Source organism: Cupriavidus sp. FW305-27 (assembly GCF_058787995.1).
Window position 1 is genome coordinate 26408 of sequence record NZ_JBYTAG010000042.1, and the last position, 20181, is coordinate 46588.

The following is a 20181-nucleotide window of genomic DNA, read 5'->3' on the forward strand; positions in this document are numbered from 1 at the left end:
GGGCGCTTCAGTCGTCCTCGTCTTCAGTCTGGTCGGCGGAGGTCTCGCCCGGCTTGCCGCCGATCACGTATTTCTCGGACGCCCAGGCGCCGAGATCGATCTGCTTGCAGCGCTCGGAACAGAAGGGGCGGAATTTGTTGTCGGGCACCCAGGCCACCTCGGTGCCGCAGGTGGGGCATTTGACGACAGCAGGCATAGCGTTCAGCGCAGGCTTCAGAAATTGCAGAGTTTCAGCAGGAACGGGATATCCGCATCGACCGAGCGTGGGCGCAGGTCGCCGTCCTGCTGCGTGAAGCGCACCCACAGCATGTACTTGTTGGCGCTCATCTCGGGGATGAAGGCCAGCAGCGAGTCATCCAGGTAGACCTGCATCAGCTGGTAGCTGCGTCCGGACAGCATTTGCTGGTAGCTGCCGCCGGTGGCGATCACCTTGCCGCTCTGGCCGGCTTCGCGCAGCAGGCGCAGCACGATGGTGGTGCCCATGCGCAGCGACAGCAGCGGACGTACCCACTTCAGGATATCGGCGCGGCGGTCTTCGGCGGGGCGGTGCTGCCAGGCATAGTAGGCCGGCAGGTCGAACTCGCAGGTGCCGCCGGGGATGATCGCGCGGCTGCGGATGCTGGTCAGCCACTCGTTGTCGGCCAGCAGCTGGCCGGCCTTGCCCACGGTCTGGTTGAGCATGGCGATGCCTTGCTCGATCTCGCCGATGACGGCGTCCAGCGCCTCCTGGTCGATCTGCGGGCTGGCGCGCAGCGGCGCCAGTGCCTGGCGCTGGCGTTCCAGTTCCTTGATCAGGTCGGTCTTGAGGTCGGCGCGGCCGGCGACGTCGATGATCTCGAACAGCGTGGTCAGCGCGACATGGTGCTGGTGGGCATGATCCTGGCCGAGAAAGTATTCCAGCCGATCGAACAGGTCCTCCAGGCGCAGGAGTGTCCTGATGCGTTCGTTGAAAGGGTATTCGTACAGAATCAAGTGCAATGTCCGTGCAGGGCGTCGGGCGCTTTCAGGAGCGGCCCGGTGCAGAATGAGGCCCGGTGCAGAATGAGGCCCGGGAAATGCCGGAAGGGGCGATATATGGCGGGCGGTTGCCGCCAGTATGCGGTGATTTCCCCGCATATTCCAGCGCATTCTATGCGAGACACGGGCCGAGGACAATGTCGCGTGCATGATGCCATGCGCTGGCGCGCCGGGTTGCGCGTTATGGATGGACCCTGGCCGCCGCCGACAGTTCACGATAGTAGCGGTCGAGCCGGTCGACCTGGTCCACCAGCGCCTCCACCGGACCGTCGTTGTCGATGACGTCGTCGGCACATGCCAGGCGCTCGGCGCGGGTGGCCTGTCTGGCCATGATGGCCTGCACCTGCTCGCGGCTGAAGCCGTTGCGCGACATCACGCGCGCCACCTGGGTGGCCTCGGTGCAGTCCACCACCAGCACGCGGCCCACGCGCTCGCGCCATGAGCCCGATTCCACCAGCAGCGGCACCACGTAGATCAGGTAGGGATGGTCGCCGGCATCGCGGATCGCGTGGGCGCGCTCGGTGGTCAGTGCACGGATCAGCGGGTGGGTGATCGCTTCAAGCCGCGCCTTGGCTGCGGGGTCGGCAAACACCAGTGCGCGCATCGCGTCGCGGTCCATGGCGCCGTCGGGACGCAGGCAGGCCGGGCCGAAGGCCTCGACCAGCGCCGGGATGGCGCGCCCGCCTGGGGCGGTGATCTCGTGCGCGAGCAGGTCGGTGTCGATGATCGCGGCACCGCGCGCGGCAAACATGTCGGCCACGCGGGTCTTGCCGCTGCCGATGCCGCCGGTCAGTCCGATTTCCAGCATGTGAGGCTCTGTTGACGATGTTGCCGCAACGATACCAGCTTCAGCGGAGATCGTCGGACACCGTCATGGCCATGCAAACAGCGGCAGCACGCCGGGGCCGAACAGCAGCACCACCACGCCGGCGAGCGCGATGAAGGGCCCGAACGGGAAGGGCGTGTCGCGTTCCTGCCGGCGCAGCGCGATATTGGCCAGCCCGAACAGCACGCCGACCACCGACGACAGCAGCACCAGCGCCGGCAGCGCCTGCCAGCCGAGCCAGGCGCCCAGCGCCGCCATCAGCTTGAAGTCGCCAAAGCCCATGCCTTCCTTGCCGCGCACCAGCCGGAACAGCCAGTAGGCCGTCCACAGCACCAGGTAGCCGGCAGCCGCGCCGATCACGGCGTCGGGCAGCGTCACGAACACGCCGCCCAGGTTCAGCAGCAGGCCCAGCCACAACAGCGGCAGGGTGATCTGGTCCGGCAGCAGTTGCGTATCGGCATCGATCATGGTCAGCGCCAGCAGCGCCCACACCAGCACCAGCGCGGCCAGGGCCTGTCCGCCGGGGCCGAAGCGCCACGCCGCCAGCGCGCTCAGCACGCCACAGGCCAGCTCGACCAGCGGATAGCGCACACTGATCGGCGCCTGGCACGCCGAGCAGCGCCCGCGCAGGAACAGGTAGCTCAGCACCGGCACGTTCTCCCACGGCGCAATCGCGTGGCCGCAATGCGGGCAGGCCGAGCGCGGCACCATCAGGTTGTAGCGGCCGGGGTAGGGCAGCGGGTCGCCGCGCAGCTCGGCGATATAGTTGGCCTCGTCGCGCTCCATCATGCGCGGCATCCGGTGGATGACCACATTGAGGAAGCTGCCGACCACCAGCCCGAGCAGCGCGGCGGCCGCCACCAGGAAGGCGGGCGGCAACGCCGCCAGTGCCTCCACCAGCGGCGCGCCGCCGGTGGAGGCCGACGAAGGGTAGGGGGAAGCAGACCACGAAGACAACATCGCTTACACCACCTGTCCCAGCTTGAAGATCGGCAGGTACATCGCCACCACCATGCCGCCGATCAGCACACCCAGCACCACGATGATCAGCGGCTCGATCAGGCTGGAGATCGCGGCCACGGCATCGTCGACCTCGCGCTCGTAGAACTCCGCCACCTTCAGCAGCATGTTGTCCAGCGCGCCGGACTCCTCACCGATCTGCGTCATCTGCAGCACCATGTTGTCGAACACATGGGTGGCCTGCATCGCGTTGGTCAGGCTGGTGCCGATGCGCACCGATTGCTCGATCTCGCGCGTGGCGTCGTAGTAGACCCAGTTGCCGGCCGCGCCGGCCACGGACTCCATTGACTCCACCAGCGGCGTGCCGGCGGCGAACATGGTGGCCAGCGTGCGGGTCCAGCGCGCGATCACGGCCTTGCGGAACAGGCTGCCGAAGATCGGCAGCTTCAGCAGCGCGCGGTCGGTGGCGCGCTGCACCTTCTCCGATTTCTTCAGCGCGCGCAGGTAGAAGGAGATGCCGGCCACCGGCGCCCCGATCACCAGGTACCAGTACTGGACAAAGAAGTCCGAGATGGCGATCACCAGCAGCGTCGGCGCCGGCAGGTTGGCGCCGAAGCTGGAGAACACGCCCTTGAACGCCGGGATCACGAACAGCATCAGGATCACGGTCACGGCAAAGGCCACCGTCAGCACCGCGATCGGGTAGATCATCGCCGACTTGATCTGGCCTTTCAGCGCGATGGTCTTTTCCATGTAGAGCGACAGGCGCTCCAGCAGCGAATCCAGGATACCGCCCTGTTCGCCGGCATCGATCAGGTTGCAGTACAGCGTATCGAAGTACTTCGGATGGCGCCGGAATGCCGCGGCCATGCTGCTGCCGGCCTCGATGTCGAAGCGGATGTCGGACAGCAGCTGGGTGAAGTTGGGGTTCACGTGGCCACGCGCGATGATGTCGATCGATTGCAGCAGCGGAATGCCGGCCTTGAGCATGGTCGACAGCTGCCGGGTGAAGTAGGCGATGTCCTTCTCGGTGATCTTGCGCCCGCGCGCGGCCTTGCGCTTCTTCAGCTTGACGATGGTCAGGCCCTGCTTGCGCAGCGTGGCGGTGACCTCGGCCTGGTTCTCGGCGCGCAGCTCGCCGGTGAAGGTCTTGCCCTTGCGGTCCTTGCCTTCCCACTCAAAGATATACTGGGTGGGTGCCTTGCGCCCCTTCCCTGATTTCGCCCGTGACGGTGCCGCCGTCCGGGCGCTCGCCGCTGGTGCACGCGTCGCCATGATATTGACCCCCGATGTAAATGACGCTTGTTCTGCGTCTTGTATTTACGTTTGTCCTGCTTCCCTAAGTATTCGTAGTCGCCAGCACTTCTTCGAGTGACGTGACGCCCTGCCTCACCTTCAGCAGCCCCGCTTCGCGCAACGATAGCACGCCGTCCTTGCGCGCCTGCTCGGCGATCTGCAATGCCGTTCCATGCGTCAGGATGATCTCCTGCATGGCCTCGGTGATCGGCATGACCTGGTAGATGCCGCAGCGGCCCTTGTAGCCGGTGCCGTTGCAGCGCTCGCAGCCGACCGGGTGGTAGGGCTGCCAGCTGCCGTCCAGGTCTTGTTCGCGGAAGCCCGCCTCCAGCAGCGCCTCGCGCGGGATCTCGCCCTCGCGCTTGCAGGTGCACAGCCGCCGCGCCAGCCGCTGCGCGGTGATCATCAGCACGCTCGAGGCAATATTGAAGGCCGCCACGCCCATGTTCATCAACCGCGTCAGCGTGGTCGGCGCATCGTTGGTGTGCAGCGTCGACAACACCAGGTGGCCGGTCTGCGCGGCCTTGATCGAGATGTCGGCGGTTTCCAGGTCGCGGATTTCGCCGACCATGATGATGTCCGGATCCTGCCGCAGGAACGAACGCAGGGCCGCGGCAAAGGTCAGGCCCGCCTTGTCGTTGACGTTGACCTGGTTGATGCCGGGCAGCTGGATTTCGGCCGGGTCTTCCGCGGTGGAGATATTGATGTCGCCCTGGTTCAGCAGGTTCAGGAAGGTGTACAGCGACACCGTCTTGCCGCTGCCGGTGGGGCCGGTCACCAGCACCATGCCATAGGGGCGCTTGATCACGTCCAGCAGCAGCGCCTTCTGCTCGGGCTCATAGCCGAGCTGGTCGATGTCGAGCTTGTCGGACGAAGATTCCAGGATCCGCATCACGATCTTCTCGCCGAACAGCGTCGGCAGCGTCGACACGCGGAAATCCACTGCCCGCTCGACCGTCTCCTTGGCGTCCTTGTCCTTGGGCAGGGCAATCAGCAGCTTCATGCGGCCGTCCTGCGGCACGCGCTTTTCAGAAATATCCAGGCGCGACAGCACCTTGATGCGGGTGGCGATCTTGTCGCGGATATCCAGCGGTGGGCGCGCGACCTCCTGCAGCACCCCGTCCACGCGGAAGCGGACGCGGTAGAAAGTCTCGAACGGCTCGAAGTGCAGGTCGGACGCGCCGCGATGGAAGGCCTCGGTCAGCAGCTTCTGCAGGAAGCGCACCACCGGGGCGTCGTCGATATTGTCGGCGGTGGTGCGGTTGCGCTGGTTGCCGGCCGCGGCCACCGGATCGTATTCGATCATCTTGCGCTCGGCCTGCACCGGCGAGATGTTCTTCAGCGTGCCCAGGGCCTCGCCGGCGGAGCGCACGTGCTTCATCAGCTTGTCGTGCTCGACCACCACCGCTTCGACCGGCAGCTTGTACTTTTCCTTGATCGCATCCAGCCCGGCCTGGTTGGACGGGTCGGACATCGCCAGCACCAGCCGGTTCTCGCGCCGGCCCAGCGGCAGCAGCCGGTGCGCGTGGAATTCACGGTTGCCGGCCAGTGCCGGCGGCACCTTGTTCAGGTTGTACTGGGCCAGGTCCAGCAGCGGCAGCTGGTATTTGTCCGCGGCAAACAGCGCCAGGTCGTGCGCGCTCATGGTGCCGCTGCCGACGATCTCGTCGATCAGCTGCGACTGCTTTTCACGCGCGGCCTGCTCCAGCTGAGCAAGCAGGGCGGGCGCGATACGCCGGCTCTGGGCCAGGGCAAGACCGAGTGTCATGGCAGGTGCGCTGTGCGGTGCGGTTAGGCGGTGGCGGATGCCACGCAGGCGGGGGCGGACGGACCCACGTCCCCGGATCGGGGCAGTTTGCCGCCGGGGTCACTTTTTGTAAAGCCGGCGCGGGCGCGGTGTTGGCGTTTGCGCGACACGGGCGCAACCCTACTTGCGCGGGGAAGAAGCGGCGTTTCAGGCAGCTTCCTTGCGCGCGGGACAGGTGCCCTTTTGAGAGGAGTCCCTGTCCCCGCCCATGTTTGCCTTGGCCTTTTCCCAACGGGAGACGCCACGTCATTTTTGATCCGATATAGAATCAAAAGTGCGTGCATAACACTGCGTGATGCCAATTTGCAGGAAGCCCTTCATGCAGTTCATCAAGAAGGCGCACAAGCCGCTGCACCTGGCGATCGAGGATGAAGAGAGAAAGGGATGACCATCATGACCGCAGAAGACCTGATGAAGGCCGTCAGCAAGATGCCCGCGCAGGAGCGCATCAAGTTTTTCACGCTGGTGGGCGAGCAGGCTTTCAAGGACGAGGACTTCTCGCACGAGGAAGTCTTTGGCCACCTCGCGGAAGCAGATTTCACCGCCGCGGAGGCGGCCGAATACCTCGAAGTTTCAATTGCCACCTTCCGGCGGCTGGTGCGCGACGGCAAGCTCGCGCCCCATGCAGTAGTGGGTCGTAGCCAGCTGTTTTCCGCGGCCGACCTGGAGGCATTCAAGCGTCAGCGCAAGGCGATCAAGGGATGAGTTGCCGGAGGATCGGGGAGGGGGGGGCAGAAAGACAAAAGGCCGAACCAACTGACGTTGATTCGGCCTTTTAAATCTGGTCGGGGTGAGAGGATTCGAACCTCCGGCCTCTACGTCCCGAACGTAGCGCTCTACCAGGCTAAGCTACACCCCGATTTGGTTTGCTGGCAAACGTCTGACCGTCTGCAGCAAAGAACGTAAGTTTAGCAGCGTTTTTTGGGGAATGGAAGAGGGCGAGGAAAATCGCCGTTCTGCCCGCTTCCGCTGCCTTCCCCGCGGTTGCGTCAGGACTGCCGTTGCAATGAGAACGCGCAGAGCTGGATCAGGGTTTCCTTCAGTTCCGACGGCGGGAACTGCCGTGCCGCCTGTTCGGCGGCTTCAGCCTCGCGCCGCGCGGCTTCGAAGGTGACGTCCAGCGCGCCACTGGCGTGGATCGCGGCAAACACGGCATCGAAATGCTCGGTGCCGCCTTGCACGATGGCGTCGCGCGCGAGCTGGCGCTGCTCGGGCGTGCCGTGTTCCAGCAGGTGCAGCAGGGGCAGGGTGGGCTTGCCTTCGCGCAGGTCGTCGCCGGCGTTCTTGCCCATCTGCTCGGCGCTGGCGGTGTAGTCCAGCATGTCGTCGATCAGCTGGAAGGCGGTGCCGATGCGGCGGCCATACTCTGCCGCCGCTTCTTCCATCCGGGCGTCGGCGCCGGCCAGCACGGCGCCGAGTTGCGCCGCGGCCTCGAACAGCTTGGCGGTCTTGTAGCGGATCACCTGCAGGTAGCGCTCGACGGTGACGTCGGGGTCGTGCATGTTCAGCAGCTGCAGGACCTCGCCCTCGGCGATCACGTTGGTCGCGTTGGACAGGATCTCCATGATGCGCATGCTGCCGGCATCGACCATCATCTGGAACGCGCGCGAATAGAGGAAGTCGCCCACCAGCACGCTGGCGGCGTTGCCGAACACGGCATTGGCGGTATCGCGCCCGCGCCGCAGCTCGGACTCGTCGACCACGTCGTCGTGCAGCAGGGTGGCGGTGTGGATGAACTCCACCACGGCGGCCAGCTCATGGTGGCGGTTGCCGTCGTAGCCCATCGCGCGCGCTGTCAGCAGCAGGATCACCGGGCGCAGGCGCTTGCCGCCGGCACCGATGATGTATTCGCCGATCTGCTCGATCAGGGGGACTTCAGAAGACAGCCGCTGGCGGATAACAGCATCGACCGCGCGCATGTCTGCAGCGACCGGGGCAAGCAAGGCAGTGGCGGAAGGCTGGGACAAGATGATCACCGTTACGCAAAACCGGACGATTATATGCGATGCGCGTGGCGTTCCACGTATGGCGCGCTTCTAAAGATTCGCGCTCAGGGTATGCGCTCAGGGTGTTCGCAAGGCGCGCAACTATAATGCAGCCATGAACAAGCCCGTGCCTCGTCGCCACCTGCGCCGCACCGCCCTTTGGGTGGCGTTTGCGGCACTGGCGGGATTCCTGCTCGCCGACCTGACCTGAGCCAGGGCGCGGTTGCATTGTGGCGATGCCGCCGCACACAGGCTATGTGCCTGTTTTCTTTGCCCTTTTCCCGGATCTCATTTATAATTCTCGGTTTCCTCCGGTAGCTGCGCTCGCTTTGCGGGTTCTGACCGGCGGGAGATAACCGGGCCGCATTGAGCCCGCCCAGGCGCCAGGCCGTGCAATTGACCGGCCGCGCAGGGCGCGCCAGTGCCGGCATACGGCGTTTTATTCACATCCGAGAGGTTCGACAATGTACGCGGTCGTAAAAACCGGCGGCAAGCAATACAAGGTTGCTGCTGGCGAAAAACTGAAAGTAGAACAGATACCGGCAGACATTGGCGCAGAAATCACGCTCGACCAGGTGCTCGCAGTGGGCGCCGGCGACCAAATCAAGTTTGGTACGCCGCTGGTTAGCGGGGCTTCCGTCAAGGCTACCGTTATCTCCCAAGGTCGTCACGACAAAGTGAAGATCTTCAAGATGCGCCGTCGCAAGCACTACCAGAAGCGTCAGGGCCATCGTCAGAATTACACCGAACTGCGCATCGAAGCGATCGTTGCCTGATCGATCGAGCGTAACCAGGTAAAGCGACAGGAGTAAGACATGGCACAGAAAAAAGGCGGCGGTTCCACGCGGAACGGCCGTGATTCCGAATCGAAGCGTCTGGGCGTGAAGGTGTTTGGTGGCCAGGCCATCAACGCCGGCGGCATCATCATCCGCCAACGCGGTACCCGCGTGCATGCCGGCGACAACGTCGGCGTGGGCAAGGACCACACGCTGTTTGCCCTGGTGGACGGCCACGTGCAGTTCGCCGTCAAGGGCCCTGCCAAGAAGCAGCAAGTCAGCGTCGTTCCGGCGGCCTGATAACAGCCTTTGCAGGATGAAGGCCCCGCAACGCTTGCGGGGCCTTTTCTTTTCTGGCGACAATGTCAGTTCGCCAGCCCGGTCGGAGGCTTCCAGCCGCTGATCCGCCGATCCATCACGGAAACCCATCATCATGAAGTTCATAGACGAAGCCCGAATCGAAGCCATCGCCGGCAACGGCGGCAATGGCAGCGCCTCGTTCCGGCGCGAGAAGTTTGTGCCCTTCGGCGGCCCGGATGGTGGCGATGGCGGCCGCGGCGGCAGCGTGTTCGCCGTGGCGGACCGCAATATCAATACGCTGATCGACTTCCGCTACGCCAGGAAGCACGTTGCCCGCAACGGCGAGAACGGCCGCGGCTCCGACTGCTACGGCGCGGCGGGTGAGGACATCACGCTGCGCATGCCGGTGGGCACGCTGATCACCGACATGGACACCGGCGAAGTCATCGCCGACCTGACCGAGCACGGCCAGCGCGTGTGCCTGGCCGAAGGCGGCATGGGCGGCTGGGGCAACCTGCATTTCAAGTCCAGTACCAACCGCGCGCCGCGCCAGCAGGTGGACGGCAAGCCGGGCGAGCGCCGCATGCTCAAGCTCGAGCTCAAGGTGCTGGCCGACGTCGGCCTGCTGGGCATGCCCAACGCCGGCAAGTCGACCTTTATCTCGCATATCTCCAACGCGCGCCCGAAGGTGGCGGACTATCCGTTCACTACCCTGCACCCGAACCTGGGCGTGGTGCGCGTGGACCACGAGCAATCGTTCGTGGTCGCCGACATTCCCGGCCTGATCGAAGGCGCCGCCGAAGGCGCGGGCCTGGGTCACCAGTTCCTGCGCCACCTGCAGCGCACCGGCCTGCTGCTGCATATTGTCGACCTGGCGCCGTTCGACGAGGCAGTCGACCCGGTGGCCGAGGCCAAGGCCATCGTCAACGAGCTGAAGAAGTACGACGAAACCCTGTACGACAAGCCGCGCTGGCTGGTGCTGAACAAGCTCGACGTGGTTCCCGAGGACGAGCGCGCGGCCCGCGTGAAGGATTTCATCAAGCGCTACAAGTGGAAGGGGCCGGTGTTCCAGATTTCGGCGCTGACCGGCGAAGGCTGCCGCGAGCTGATCTACGCGATCAAGGACCACCTGCAGGCGATCAAGGCCGAAGAAGCCGCGGCGCTGGCCGAGCCGGACATCCGGCTGGACGAGCGCCTGCACAACGTCGACCAGGGGCAGGGCGAGGCATAAGCCGGGGCCGCCGCTGGTGCCCCACCACAGAAGAATACCCACGGACAATTCGGGCGCGGCGCCCGCCGCCGGCTGCCCGGGAGACAGGATTCCCGTCATGCAATCGGTCATCGCGCAGGCAAAGCGCATCGTCGTCAAAGTCGGCTCCAGCCTGGTCACCAACGACGGCAAGGGGCTGGACCACGACGCCATCGCCCGCTGGGCGGCCCAGATCGCCAAGCTGCGCGTGGCCGGCAAGGAAGTGGTGCTGGTCAGCTCCGGCGCCATCGCCGAAGGCATGCAGCGCCTGGGCTGGGTGCGCCGCCCGAAGGAAATCCATGAGCTGCAGGCCGCCGCCGCCGTCGGCCAGATGGGCCTGGCGCAGGTCTATGAAAGCCAGTTCGGCCGCTACGGCATCCGCACCGCGCAGGTGCTGCTGACCCACGCCGACCTGGCCGACCGCGAACGCTACCTCAACGCCCGCTCGACCCTGCTCACGCTGCTGTCCCTGGGCGTGGTGCCGATCATCAACGAGAACGACACCGTGGTCACCGACGAAATCAAGTTCGGCGACAACGACACGCTGGGCGCGCTGGTGACCAACCTGATCGAAGGCGACGCGCTGGTGATCCTGACCGACCAGCGCGGCCTGTACACCGCCGACCCGCGCAAGGACCCGGCCGCGCAGTTCGTGGACGAGGCCCTGGCCGGCACCCCCGAGCTGGAAGCCATGGCCGGCGGCGCCGGCACGTCGATCGGGCGCGGCGGCATGCTGACCAAGATCCTGGCGGCCAAGCGCGCAGCCAAGTCCGGCGCCCATACCACCATCGCCTCCGGGCGCGAGGCCAACGTGCTGGAGCGCCTGGCCGCGGGCGAGGCCATCGGCACCCAGCTGCTGGCGCCGACCGGGCGGCTCACGGCGCGCAAGCAATGGATGGCCGACCACCTGCAGCTGCGCGGCCGGGTCGTGATCGACAACGGCGCGGTCGAGAAGCTCACCAGCGGCGGCAAGTCGCTGTTGCCGATCGGCGTGACGGAAGTGCAGGGCGAGTTCGCCCGCGGCGAGGTGATCGCGTGCGTCGACGCGCAGGGCAAGGAGGTGGCGCGCGGCATCACCAACTATTCCAGCGCCGAGGCGCGGCTGATCGCGCGCAAGCCCTCATCCGAGATCGAGTCCGTGCTGGGGCACCTGAACGAGCCCGAACTGATCCATCGCGACAACCTGGTGCTGGTCTGACGGGCGTACAGGCCGGGCGCAAACAAAAACGGCGGGGCTGCCAGGCAGTCCCGCCGTTTTTTATGTCGACGCCGCGCGCTTCAGCGCTTGCGCGGCGCTCGCGATTGCAGGTCGCGCACCATGGCGTCGGCGGTGCCGGCCACGGTACGGCCCTCGCAGAAGAAATCGATCGCCAGCGTGGCGGCATAGGCATTGCGCACGCCAGTCTCCATGCGGTGCCAGGTCTCGCCGTAGTCGCTGCTGTTGGGCACCCACTCGGTGGCGCCCTTGGGCAGCGTGGCGTAGAGCTTGCGCTCGAACGCATCGCAGCGCAGGCCTTCGAAGGTCACGTTGCGCGCGCCGCTCTGGCTGGTGGTGACGACCGTGTAGCGCACCACGTTGTCCTTGCCGACCGAGACCGACTTGCCGTCCACCGCGAATGACAGCGAGCCGGTGCCCGACACCGAGAACGGGATCAGGTTGGCGTCCTGAGGCGGTGCCGGCAGCATCGCCTTGGCCTCATCAAAGGTCTTGGGCGCGAACGGGTTGAGCCAGGTGCTTTCTTCCTCCGCCATCTCCTTGCCGGTGGTCTTGCAGCCGGCCAGCGCAAGGCTGGCCGCGGCAATCAGCATGCCGGCAGCGGTCAGGCCGCGGCGGCGGCCCAGGCCGGTGAAACTAGTCATCAGTGCTCCGTGAGGTGGAAACCGGCGTTGCCGGTGAATCGTGCTCGGTCGCATGCGCGGCCTCGGCATTGCAGTCGGCGTCGGCCTGCTGCGCCTGCTGGGCGCGGCTGAGCGCCTGGCTGCGCGGCCCGCCATGCCGGCCATGCATGCCGTGGGGGCCGTGCGTGCCGTGTGTGCCATAGGGACTCAGCGGCACACGCGCGTGCCGGTTCAGGAAGCGTGACAACTCCGTCAGCGCCAGCTGGTAGACATCGCGCTTGAACTCGATCACCGCCTCCAGCGGCACCCAGTAATGACTCCAACGCCAGGCGTCGAATTCAGGGTGCTCGGTGGCACGCAGATGGATATCACAGTCCCTGCCGGCCATGCGCAGCAGGAACCAGATTTGTTTCTGGCCCTTGTAGTGGCCGCGGATCTCGCGGCGGATGAACTTGTCCGGCACCTCGTAACGCAGCCAGTCGCGCGTGCGACCGACGATCCTGACGTGCTCCGGAAGCAGGCCGATTTCCTCATGCAGTTCGCGGTACATGGCCTGTTCAGGCGTTTCGCCGTACTTGATGCCACCTTGCGGGAACTGCCAGGAGTGTTCGCCGATTCGCTTGCCCCAGAAAACCTCGTTTCGTGCGTTGAGGAGGATGATGCCGACGTTCGGGCGAAAGCCTTCACGATCGAGCATGACTGCACCTCGAATCCTTTAGAATTACGCTGATTATAAAGGAAGCGCGCAGCCGGGCCCGGACCGGGGGATGCTGGTTTTCCCCGAGCGGAAGGGCAGTTTCAGGCGCGTGCCCACAATTCAGTGCCGCCGGCCCCCGGATTTTGCCGGGACGGGTTTTCCCGAGCCCGGCGGCCCAGAGAGAAATTACGGATGAAAGCCTCGCAATTCTTCATTTCCACCCTCAAGGAAGCGCCCGCCGACGCGGAAATCGTTTCGCACAAGCTGATGATGCGCGCCGGCATGATCAAGAAGCTGGGCGCCGGCATCTACAACTACATGCCGATCGGGCTGCGCGTGATCCGCAAGGTGGAGAACATCGTGCGCGAGGAAATGAACCGCGCCGGCGCGGTGGAGCTGTCCATGCCGGTGATCCAGCCGGCCGAGCTGTGGCAGGAAACCGGCCGCTGGGACAAGATGGGCCCCGAGCTGCTGCGCCTGAAGGACCGCCATGAGCGCGACTTCGCGGTCCAGCCGACCTCGGAAGAGGTAGTGACCGACATCGCCCGCTCGGAAATCCGCAGCTACAAGCAGCTGCCGGTCAATTTCTACCAGATCCAGACCAAGTTCCGCGACGAGCGCCGGCCGCGCTTCGGCATCATGCGCGGGCGCGAGTTCACCATGAAGGATGCCTATTCCTTCGACCGCGACACGGACGGCCTGCGCAAGTCCTACGAGAACATGTACGACGCCTACGTGCGCATCTTCCGCCGCTTTGGCCTGGAATTCCGCGCCGTGGCGGCCGACAACGGCGCCATCGGCGGCTCGGGCTCGCATGAGTTCCATGTGATCGCCGACACCGGCGAAGACGCCATCGTCTACTGCCCGACCTCGGACTACGCCGCCAACATGGAGGCCGCCGAGGCGCTGCCCCTGCTGGCCAGCCGCGCCGCGCCGGCCGAAGACCTGGTCAAGACCGCCACCCCGGAAAAGGCCAAGTGCGAGCACGTGGCCGAGTTCCTGGGCATCCCGCTGCAGCGCACCGTCAAGTCGATCGTGCTGGCCAAGGACACCGAGGCCGGCGCCGAGATCTGGCTGCTGCTGATCCGCGGCGACCATGAGCTGAACGAGGTCAAGGCGTCCAAGGTGCCGGGCCTGGCCGACTTCCGCTTCGCCACCGAGAACGAGATCGTCGATGCCTTCGGCTCGCCGCCGGGCTACCTGGGCCCGATCGGCGCGAAGAAGCCGGTCAAGGTGGTGGCCGACCGCACCGTCGCCAACATGAGCGATTTCGTCTGCGGCGCCAACTACCGCGACTACCACTACACCGGCGTCAACTGGGGCCGCGACCTGCCCGAGCCGGTCGTGGCCGACCTGCGCAACGTGGTCGCCGGCGACGCCTCGCCGGACGGCCAGGGCACGCTGGAAATCTGCCGCGGCATCGAGGTGGGCCACGTGTTCATGCTGGGCACGCGTTACTCGGAATCGATGAACGCCACCTTCCTGGACGAGAACGGCAAGACCCAGCCGATGCAGATGGGCTGCTACGGCATCGGCGTCACCCGTATCCTGGGCGCGGCGATCGAGCAGAACTTCGATGAGCGCGGCATCATCTGGCCGGCCGCGATCGCGCCGTTCGCGGTGGTGATCTGCCCGGTGGGCTACGACCGCTCCGAAGCCGTCAAGGCCGAGGCCGACCGCATCCATGCCGAGCTGCTGGCCGCCGGCGTGGACGTCATCCTGGACGACCGCGGCGAGCGCCCGGGCGTGATGTTTGCCGACTGGGAGCTGATCGGGGTGCCGCACCGCGTGGTGGTGGGCGACCGCGGCCTGAAGGAAGGCAAGGTCGAGTACCAGGGCCGGCGCGACGCGCAGGCCACCGCCGTCAGCGTGGCCGACGTGGTCGGCCACGTGCGCAGCCAGCTGGCGAACTGAGCCCCATGCGCGCCGCCCGCGGCATGACCGGTGCCGCCCGCCGCTGCGCGGGCGGGCTGCTGCTGGCCGTCGCGGCCATGGCAGCCCACGCCGGCGCGCAGAAGGAAGAAGACCTCGCCGATTCCGTGCGCGGCGCGCTGGCCGCCGCCATTGCCGATGACCGGCCCACGCGGCCGGTATTCGCGTCCGGCGGCGAGCGCCTGGCCTACCTGAAATGGCTGGGCGAGATGTCCGCCCGCCTGGCCTCGCGCATCCCCGAGCCGCAGGTGCGCGTGGAACTGATCGAGGTGGCCTACTACGAGGCCAAGCGCGCCGGGCTGGAGCCCGCGCTGGTGCTGGGCCTGGTCCAGGTCGAGAGCAACTTCCGCAAGTACGCGATCAGCTCGGCCGGTGCGCGCGGGCTGATGCAGGTGATGCCGTTCTGGGTGCGCGCCATCGGCGACAGCGACCCGCGCAAGCTGTTTCACCTGCAGAGCAACCTGCGTTACGGCTGCACCATCCTGCGCTACTACCTGGACCGCGAGCAGGGCGACCTGTACCTGGCGCTGGGCCGCTACAACGGCAGCCGCGGCCGCCCCGAATATCCGAACGCGGTGCTGGCGGCGTGGAAGCGCTGGCAGTATTCCGAAGCCACGGTCACCGTGGCCGGCGAGCCCGAGATCGCGCCGTCGCGCCCGCGCGCACCGGTGTCCGAGCCGCCTGCCCGCAACCCGTTCTCGTCGCAGCGCGTCGCCGCCAATCCGTCATGATCCGCGAAGCATCCGTTGCCGGCGGCAAGACCGGCTACACCGAATCCTCGCCCGAACTTGAACAATGGCTGGCCCGGCATATCGCCCAGGGCTTTGCCGCCGATGCGCTGGTGTTGTCGATGCTGCGCTCGGGCTATGACGACGCCTTTGCGCGCCAGGCCGTGGCCGCGGCATTTGCACAAGATGCCTATGGTGCCGCGCCGGCCCGGCCTGCGCCGGCGCGCTCCGCAGCTGCAGCCGGCACGCCCGCGGTCTACGCGGCCGATGGCGGGGACCGCCTGGTCCCGATCCTGTTCCGGCTGGCGTCGCCACAGGTCCAACTGTTCCAGCAGCTGCTGACCGACGACGAGTGCGATGCCCTGGTGGCGCTGTCGCGCGGCCGCCTGGCGCGCTCGCCGGTGGTCAACCCGGACACCGGCGACGAGAACCTGATCGATGCCCGCACCAGCATGGGCGCGATGTTCCAGGTGGCCGAGCACCCCCTGATCACGCGCATCGAGGCCCGCATCGCCGCCGTCACCGGCGTGCCGGCCGAGCACGGCGAAGGCCTGCAGATCCTCAACTACAAGCCCGGCGGCGAGTACCAGCCGCACTTCGACTACTTCAATCCGCAGCGCCCCGGCGAGGCGCGCCAGCTGTCCGTCGGCGGGCAGCGCATCGCCACCCTGGTGATCTACCTGAACACGCCCGAGGCGGGCGGCGCCACCGCGTTCCCGCGCGTGGGGCTGGAGGTGGCGCCGGTCAAGGGCAATGCGGTGTACTTCAGCTACCTGCTGCCCGACGGCGCGCTGGACGAGCGCACCCTGCACGCGGGGCTGCCGGTGGCCTTCGGCGAGAAGTGGATCGCCACCAAGTGGCTGCGCGAACGGCCGTACCGCAGCGACGCCTGATTGTGTTTCGCAGGAGCGCACTGCGCGGTACTGATCCCGTGCCCGGCGCCGTATCGGCATTAATTCCAAAAATTGTACCGGTACTGTACCGCTAACTGACCGTAGACTGATTTCCCTGAACGCCCTGGAGTCAGTCATGGAAGTGTCCCAACTCGCCGCCGGAACCGGTGTCTTCGCCGCGTTTGCCGGCTTTGCGCTGGTGTCGTCGATCACCCCCGGTCCCAACAACACGATGCTGCTCGCCTCGGGCGTGAATTTCGGCTTCGTGCGCACGGTGCCGCACCTGCTCGGCGTCAGCATTGGCTTTGCGCTGATGGTGGGGCTGGTCGGGCTGGGGCTGGGATCGCTGTTCCACGCCTTCCCGTGGACCTGGCAGGTGCTGCGCGTGGTGGCGACGGTCTACCTGATATGGCTGGCGTGGAAGCTGGCCACGGCCGGCGGCGTGCAGGACCAGCAGGTCAAGCGGCCGATGGGCTTCTGGGCCGCGGCGGCGTTCCAGTGGGTCAATCCCAAGGCGTGGGTGATGGCGGTGGGCGCGTGCAGCACCTATGTGCTGCACGGCAACCTGTGGCTCAACGTGCTGCTGCTGGCGGGGATCTTCGGGGTGGTGAACCTGCCCAGCGTGGCGATGTGGGCACTGTGCGGCTCGGCGCTGCGGCGCTGGCTGGCGCGTCCGCGGGTGCTGCGCGCCTTCAATATCGGCATGGCCGTGCTGCTGCTGGCCTCGCTGTGGCCGATCCTGGGCGCCTGAGGATGGCGCCGGGGCAGGCACCCGGGCGGGTGCCTGTATTCAACTGATCAAACCAGCGCGCGGATCGAGTCCAGGTTGCGCCAGTAGCCCTTGGCATCCATGCCGCACCCAAACACATAGCGGTCCGGCACGGCAAAGCCGCAGAAGTCCGGATGCATGGGCTTGATCTTGGTCAGCGTCTTCTCGCACAGCACCGCGGCGTGGAATTCCTTGGCGCCCATGTCCATGATGCGCTCGCGGATCGCGGCCATGGTCTCGCCTTCATCCAGGATGTCGTCCAGCACCAGCACCACGCGGTCCTTGACCGACTCGCGCGGGGCCACGCGCCACTGCATCTCGCCGCCCACGGTCTTGTTGTTGTAGCGCGAGAGGTGGATGTAGTCGAACTCCAGCGGGAAGGCCAGCTTGGGCAGCAGCATGCCGGTGAAGACCACCGCGCCGCCCATCACCGACAGCACCAGCGGGAAGGCATCGCCCATCTTGGCGGTGATTTCCGCGGCCATGCGGTCCAGCGACTCCTGGACTTCCGCGGCGGAGACGATTTCCTCGGAGTTGGCCCACAGCTCGCGGGCCTGTACGGCACTCATCATGATGTCTTTCCTGTTCTTTTGCGGGGGGAGGCAAGTCGGGGTGCGACGGACGGATTCTAGCGGTTGAAGAGGCCCTTCATGCCGCCCTTCATCGCGCCCATCTGGCGCATCATCTTCATCATGCCGCCGCCCTTGAGCTTTTTCATCATGGACTGCATCTGGTCGAACTGGTTGAGCAGGCGGTTCACTTCCTGCACCGGCACGCCGGCGCCCGCGGCAATGCGGCGCTTGCGGCTGGCCTTGATCAGCTCGGGCTTGGCGCGCTCGGTGGGCGTCATGCTGTTGATGATGCCTTCCATGCGGGCCACCTGCTTCTCGGCCTGGTCCATGTTGGCGCCCTGCGCCTGCTGGGCGAACTGCGCCGGCAGCTTGTCGACCAGGCTGCCCAGGCCGCCCATCTTCTTCATCTGGCCGATCTGGGCCTTGAAGTCTTCCAGGTCGAAGTCACCGGTCTTCTTGATCTTCTTGGCCAGCTTCTCGGCCGCTTCCATGTCCACGCCGCGCTGGGCTTCCTCGACCAGCGCGAGGATGTCGCCCATGCCCAGGATGCGCTGGGCCATGCGGTCGGGGTAGAAGGGCTCCAGGCCGTCCAGCTTTTCGCCGACGCCGACAAACTTGATCGGGCGGCCGGTGATATGGCGCACCGACAGCGCCGCGCCGCCGCGCGCATCGCCGTCCAGCTTGGTCAGCACCACGCCGGTCAGCGGCAGGGTGTCGTTGAAGGCCTTGGCGGTGTTGACCGCGTCCTGGCCCAGCATGGCGTCGACCACGAACAGGGTTTCGGCGGGCTTCAGCTCGGCGTGCAGGGCGGCGATTTCCTGCATCATCAGCTCGTCGATACCGAGCCGGCCGGCCGTGTCGACGATCAGCACGTCGTGGTAGTGCTTGCGCGCCCAGTCCACCGCCGCGCGGGCGATGTCCGCCGGCTTCTGGTCCGGCTGCGACGGGAAGAAGTCAGCGCCGACTTGCTCGGAAACTGTCTTGAGCTGGGCGATAGCGGCGGGGCGGTAGACGTCGCACGAGACCGTCAGCACCTTCTTCTTTTTGTTTTCCTTGAGCCACTTGGCCAGCTTGCCCACGGTGGTGGTCTTGCCGGCGCCCTGCAGGCCCGCCATCAGGATGATGGCGGGCGGCTGCACGGCCAGGTTCAGCTCGGCTTCCTTGTTGTTGCCGCTGGCCGCGTCGGCGCCGCCGATCACGGCGGTCAGCTCGCGCTGGACCACGCCGACCAGGGCCTGGCCCGGGGTGAGGCTGCTGACAACCTCCTCGCCCATGGCCTTTTCCTTCACGCGGGCAACGAATTCGCGCACGACCGGCAGCGCCACGTCGGCTTCGAGCATGGCAAGGCGCACTTCGCGCAGCATCTCGGCGGTGTTGGCCTCGGTCAGGCGCGCCTCGCCGCGCATGGTCTTGACCACACGCGCCAGGCGTTGAGTGAGATTGTCCAGCATGGCAGGAATCGGGGGAGAAGTCGGAGCAGGGCTCGGGGCTGAAATCGGAGGCAGTCTTGCACACGGGGCGGGCCTGGAACACCTGTTACACCGGTTCAAGCGGGCCGCCACCGTCCGTGGGCACTAAGGTAAACTGCGTAAATGGTCATTGTACTGTATGCCCTGACGGCACTTCTCTATTGCGGCCTGGCCTTTCACGGCTGGGCCACGCGCCACCCACGCCTTGCCACCGCTGCCGGCCCGGCAGGGGGGGCGACCTCGGCCGTGCTGGTGGCCGGCGGCGGCCCCATCCCCCCGGCGGGCGGCGCGCACGGCGAAGGGCGCCCGGCCTGGTGGCACGTGCTGATGCTGGCGGCGCTGGCCAGCCACGGCATGCTGCTGCATGAAACCATCTTCCCGGCCGAGCGCATGATGTTCGGCTTTGCCTTCGCACTGTCGGCCATGCTGTGGCTGGGCGTGGGCATCTACTGGATCGAAAGCTTCTTCTTCTCGCTGGCGGGCCTGGGCCTGATCGTGATCCCGGTGGCGCTGGTGGCCAGCCTGATGCCGCTGGCCTTCCCCGGCTCGCAGATCCTGGGCTACGCGGCGCGGCCGCTGTTCAAGCTGCATTTCATCATCGCCAACGTGGCCTACGGGCTGTTCACGCTGGCGGCGTTCCACGCCTTCCTGATGCTGCTGGCCGAACGGCGCCTGCATGGCTTCCGGCACGCGCCGGCGCGGCCGCCGGAGCAGCAACCCAGCGAATGGCTGGGCCGCTGGCTGGACCTGCTGCCGCCGCTGCTGACGCTGGAGAAGCTGCTGTTCCGGCTGATTGGCGCCGGCTTTGTGCTGCTGACGCTGACCATCGGCTCGGGCCTGCTGTTCTCTGAAGACCTGTTCGGCCGCGCCTTCCGGCTGGACCACAAGACGGTGTTCGCGCTGATCTCGTGGGCCATGTTCGGCGGCATCCTGGCCGGGCGCATCTTCCGCGGCTGGCGCGGCAAGGTGGCGCTGCGCTGGGTCATCGCCTCGTTCGGCATCCTGCTGCTGGCCTATGTCGGCAGCCGTTTCGTGATTGAAGTCGTCCTGCATCGCCTCTGATTCC

At 66.4% G+C, this 20181-nt stretch carries 21 protein-coding genes and 1 tRNA gene; 10 read left to right on the forward strand and 12 right to left on the reverse strand.

All coding sequences use genetic code 11. From position 1 onward, the window contains the following. Positions 1-7: 7 nt before the first annotated feature. From AC3WRI_RS20165 to pilB, 6 genes are all read right to left on the reverse strand, one after another. Positions 8-196, reverse strand: coding sequence for a DNA gyrase inhibitor YacG (locus tag AC3WRI_RS20165; RefSeq protein ID WP_010814755.1), 189 nt, complete (start codon positions 194-196; stop codon positions 8-10). Positions 197-213: 17 nt separating this feature from the next. Further along, entirely contained in the window at positions 214-972 is a 759-nt protein-coding gene (gene zapD, locus AC3WRI_RS20170; protein WP_010814754.1) for a cell division protein ZapD, read from the reverse strand. Between the two features lie 226 nt (positions 973-1198). Further along, complete coding sequence (coaE, locus tag AC3WRI_RS20175; RefSeq protein ID WP_010814753.1) at positions 1199-1825, reverse strand: dephospho-CoA kinase; 627 nt, start codon at positions 1823-1825, stop codon at positions 1199-1201. A 63-nt stretch (positions 1826-1888) separates the two neighbouring features. Next, positions 1889-2803, reverse strand: coding sequence for a prepilin peptidase (locus AC3WRI_RS20180; protein ID WP_010814752.1), 915 nt, complete (start codon positions 2801-2803; stop codon positions 1889-1891). A gap of 3 nt (positions 2804-2806) precedes the next feature. Further along, entirely contained in the window at positions 2807-4078 is a 1272-nt protein-coding gene (locus tag AC3WRI_RS20185; protein ID WP_010814751.1) for a type II secretion system F family protein, read from the reverse strand. Positions 4079-4142: 64 nt separating this feature from the next. Beyond that, positions 4143-5867 (reverse strand): type IV-A pilus assembly ATPase PilB, encoded by a 1725-nt coding sequence (pilB, locus tag AC3WRI_RS20190; RefSeq protein ID WP_010814750.1) that lies wholly within the window; start codon positions 5865-5867, stop codon positions 4143-4145. Positions 5868-6290: 423 nt separating this feature from the next. Between pilB and AC3WRI_RS20195 the strand changes: the two genes are divergently transcribed. Then, the gene (locus AC3WRI_RS20195; RefSeq protein WP_492293918.1) at positions 6291-6611 is read left to right on the forward strand and encodes a helix-turn-helix domain-containing protein; all 321 of its coding nucleotides are present in this window, start codon (positions 6291-6293) and stop codon (positions 6609-6611) included. Between the two features lie 77 nt (positions 6612-6688). Here the strand turns inward: AC3WRI_RS20195 and AC3WRI_RS20200 are convergent. Further along, positions 6689-6765: transfer RNA gene (locus AC3WRI_RS20200), tRNA-Pro, on the reverse strand. 130 nt (positions 6766-6895) lie between these two features. Then, complete coding sequence (ispB, locus tag AC3WRI_RS20205) at positions 6896-7825, reverse strand: octaprenyl diphosphate synthase (RefSeq protein ID WP_058698446.1); 930 nt, start codon at positions 7823-7825, stop codon at positions 6896-6898. A gap of 530 nt (positions 7826-8355) precedes the next feature. Here ispB and rplU point away from each other — a divergent pair. The 4 genes from rplU (at position 8356) to proB (ending at position 11414) form a co-directional block, all read left to right on the forward strand. Beyond that, positions 8356-8667 (forward strand): 50S ribosomal protein L21, encoded by a 312-nt coding sequence (gene rplU, locus AC3WRI_RS20210; RefSeq protein WP_006576525.1) that lies wholly within the window; start codon positions 8356-8358, stop codon positions 8665-8667. 39 nt (positions 8668-8706) lie between these two features. Then, entirely contained in the window at positions 8707-8967 is a 261-nt protein-coding gene (gene rpmA / locus AC3WRI_RS20215; RefSeq protein WP_010814747.1) for a 50S ribosomal protein L27, read from the forward strand. Between the two features lie 133 nt (positions 8968-9100). Continuing rightward, entirely contained in the window at positions 9101-10198 is a 1098-nt protein-coding gene (gene obgE / locus AC3WRI_RS20220) for a GTPase ObgE (protein WP_010814746.1), read from the forward strand. A gap of 97 nt (positions 10199-10295) precedes the next feature. Further along, a complete protein-coding gene (gene proB / locus AC3WRI_RS20225) occupies positions 10296-11414 on the forward strand; it encodes a glutamate 5-kinase (RefSeq protein ID WP_010814745.1) in 1119 nt (372 codons plus the stop codon). An 80-nt stretch (positions 11415-11494) separates the two neighbouring features. Here the strand turns inward: proB and AC3WRI_RS20230 are convergent, their stop codons facing one another. Both AC3WRI_RS20230 and AC3WRI_RS20235 read right to left on the reverse strand, forming a co-directional pair. Further along, a complete protein-coding gene (locus tag AC3WRI_RS20230; RefSeq protein ID WP_010814744.1) occupies positions 11495-12076 on the reverse strand; it encodes a CNP1-like family protein in 582 nt (193 codons plus the stop codon). Then, positions 12069-12752, reverse strand: a complete 684-nt coding sequence (locus tag AC3WRI_RS20235; protein WP_010814743.1) for an RNA pyrophosphohydrolase — start codon at positions 12750-12752, stop codon at positions 12069-12071. The genes AC3WRI_RS20230 and AC3WRI_RS20235 overlap by 8 nt, the downstream gene beginning before the upstream one ends. 192 nt (positions 12753-12944) lie before the next feature. On the opposite strand from AC3WRI_RS20235, the gene AC3WRI_RS20240 reads away from it, so the two are divergent. From AC3WRI_RS20240 to AC3WRI_RS20255, 4 genes are all read left to right on the forward strand, one after another. Continuing rightward, complete coding sequence (locus AC3WRI_RS20240; protein ID WP_011616078.1) at positions 12945-14666, forward strand: proline--tRNA ligase; 1722 nt, start codon at positions 12945-12947, stop codon at positions 14664-14666. Between the two features lie 5 nt (positions 14667-14671). After that, entirely contained in the window at positions 14672-15415 is a 744-nt protein-coding gene (locus tag AC3WRI_RS20245) for a lytic transglycosylase domain-containing protein (RefSeq protein WP_010814741.1), read from the forward strand. After that, positions 15412-16305 (forward strand): 2OG-Fe(II) oxygenase, encoded by an 894-nt coding sequence (locus tag AC3WRI_RS20250; protein WP_492293919.1) that lies wholly within the window; start codon positions 15412-15414, stop codon positions 16303-16305. Before AC3WRI_RS20245 ends, AC3WRI_RS20250 begins: the two co-directional genes overlap by 4 nt. Before the next feature lie 136 nt (positions 16306-16441). Continuing rightward, complete coding sequence (locus tag AC3WRI_RS20255; protein WP_492293921.1) at positions 16442-17056, forward strand: LysE family translocator; 615 nt, start codon at positions 16442-16444, stop codon at positions 17054-17056. Between the two features lie 47 nt (positions 17057-17103). On the opposite strand, the gene AC3WRI_RS20260 is transcribed toward AC3WRI_RS20255, so the two are convergent. Continuing rightward, positions 17104-17646, reverse strand: a complete 543-nt coding sequence (locus AC3WRI_RS20260) for a hypoxanthine-guanine phosphoribosyltransferase (RefSeq protein WP_492293923.1) — start codon at positions 17644-17646, stop codon at positions 17104-17106. A gap of 56 nt (positions 17647-17702) precedes the next feature. Next, on the reverse strand, positions 17703-19097 hold the full coding sequence (gene ffh / locus AC3WRI_RS20265) for a signal recognition particle protein (protein ID WP_010814737.1): 1395 nt from the start codon (positions 19095-19097) through the stop codon (positions 17703-17705). 141 nt (positions 19098-19238) lie between these two features. Between ffh and AC3WRI_RS20270 the strand changes: the two genes are divergently transcribed. Then, entirely contained in the window at positions 19239-20177 is a 939-nt protein-coding gene (locus AC3WRI_RS20270; protein WP_010814736.1) for a cytochrome C assembly family protein, read from the forward strand. Positions 20178-20181 lie beyond the last annotated feature (4 nt).

What these genes read in the sequence shown, in the direction of transcription:
- AC3WRI_RS20165 (WP_010814755.1), bottom strand. Translation starts at nt 196, where the DNA reads ATGCCTGCTGTCGTCAAATGCCCCACCTGCGGCACCGAGGTGGCCTGG.
- coaE (WP_010814753.1), bottom strand. Translation starts at nt 1,825, where the DNA reads ATGCTGGAAATCGGACTGACCGGCGGCATCGGCAGCGGCAAGACCCGC.
- AC3WRI_RS20180 (WP_010814752.1), bottom strand. Translation starts at nt 2,803, where the DNA reads ATGTTGTCTTCGTGGTCTGCTTCCCCCTACCCTTCGTCGGCCTCCACC.
- AC3WRI_RS20185 (WP_010814751.1), bottom strand. Translation starts at nt 4,078, where the DNA reads ATGGCGACGCGTGCACCAGCGGCGAGCGCCCGGACGGCGGCACCGTCA.
- pilB (WP_010814750.1), bottom strand. Translation starts at nt 5,867, where the DNA reads ATGACACTCGGTCTTGCCCTGGCCCAGAGCCGGCGTATCGCGCCCGCC.
- AC3WRI_RS20195 (WP_492293918.1), top strand. Translation starts at nt 6,291, where the DNA reads ATGACCATCATGACCGCAGAAGACCTGATGAAGGCCGTCAGCAAGATG.
- ispB (WP_058698446.1), bottom strand. Translation starts at nt 7,825, where the DNA reads ATGCGCGCGGTCGATGCTGTTATCCGCCAGCGGCTGTCTTCTGAAGTC.
- rplU (WP_006576525.1), top strand. Translation starts at nt 8,356, where the DNA reads ATGTACGCGGTCGTAAAAACCGGCGGCAAGCAATACAAGGTTGCTGCT.
- rpmA (WP_010814747.1), top strand. Translation starts at nt 8,707, where the DNA reads ATGGCACAGAAAAAAGGCGGCGGTTCCACGCGGAACGGCCGTGATTCC.
- obgE (WP_010814746.1), top strand. Translation starts at nt 9,101, where the DNA reads ATGAAGTTCATAGACGAAGCCCGAATCGAAGCCATCGCCGGCAACGGC.
- proB (WP_010814745.1), top strand. Translation starts at nt 10,296, where the DNA reads ATGCAATCGGTCATCGCGCAGGCAAAGCGCATCGTCGTCAAAGTCGGC.
- AC3WRI_RS20230 (WP_010814744.1), bottom strand. Translation starts at nt 12,076, where the DNA reads ATGACTAGTTTCACCGGCCTGGGCCGCCGCCGCGGCCTGACCGCTGCC.
- AC3WRI_RS20235 (WP_010814743.1), bottom strand. Translation starts at nt 12,752, where the DNA reads ATGCTCGATCGTGAAGGCTTTCGCCCGAACGTCGGCATCATCCTCCTC.
- AC3WRI_RS20240 (WP_011616078.1), top strand. Translation starts at nt 12,945, where the DNA reads ATGAAAGCCTCGCAATTCTTCATTTCCACCCTCAAGGAAGCGCCCGCC.
- AC3WRI_RS20245 (WP_010814741.1), top strand. Translation starts at nt 14,672, where the DNA reads ATGCGCGCCGCCCGCGGCATGACCGGTGCCGCCCGCCGCTGCGCGGGC.
- AC3WRI_RS20250 (WP_492293919.1), top strand. Translation starts at nt 15,412, where the DNA reads ATGATCCGCGAAGCATCCGTTGCCGGCGGCAAGACCGGCTACACCGAA.
- AC3WRI_RS20255 (WP_492293921.1), top strand. Translation starts at nt 16,442, where the DNA reads ATGGAAGTGTCCCAACTCGCCGCCGGAACCGGTGTCTTCGCCGCGTTT.
- AC3WRI_RS20260 (WP_492293923.1), bottom strand. Translation starts at nt 17,646, where the DNA reads ATGATGAGTGCCGTACAGGCCCGCGAGCTGTGGGCCAACTCCGAGGAA.
- ffh (WP_010814737.1), bottom strand. Translation starts at nt 19,097, where the DNA reads ATGCTGGACAATCTCACTCAACGCCTGGCGCGTGTGGTCAAGACCATG.
- AC3WRI_RS20270 (WP_010814736.1), top strand. Translation starts at nt 19,239, where the DNA reads ATGGTCATTGTACTGTATGCCCTGACGGCACTTCTCTATTGCGGCCTG.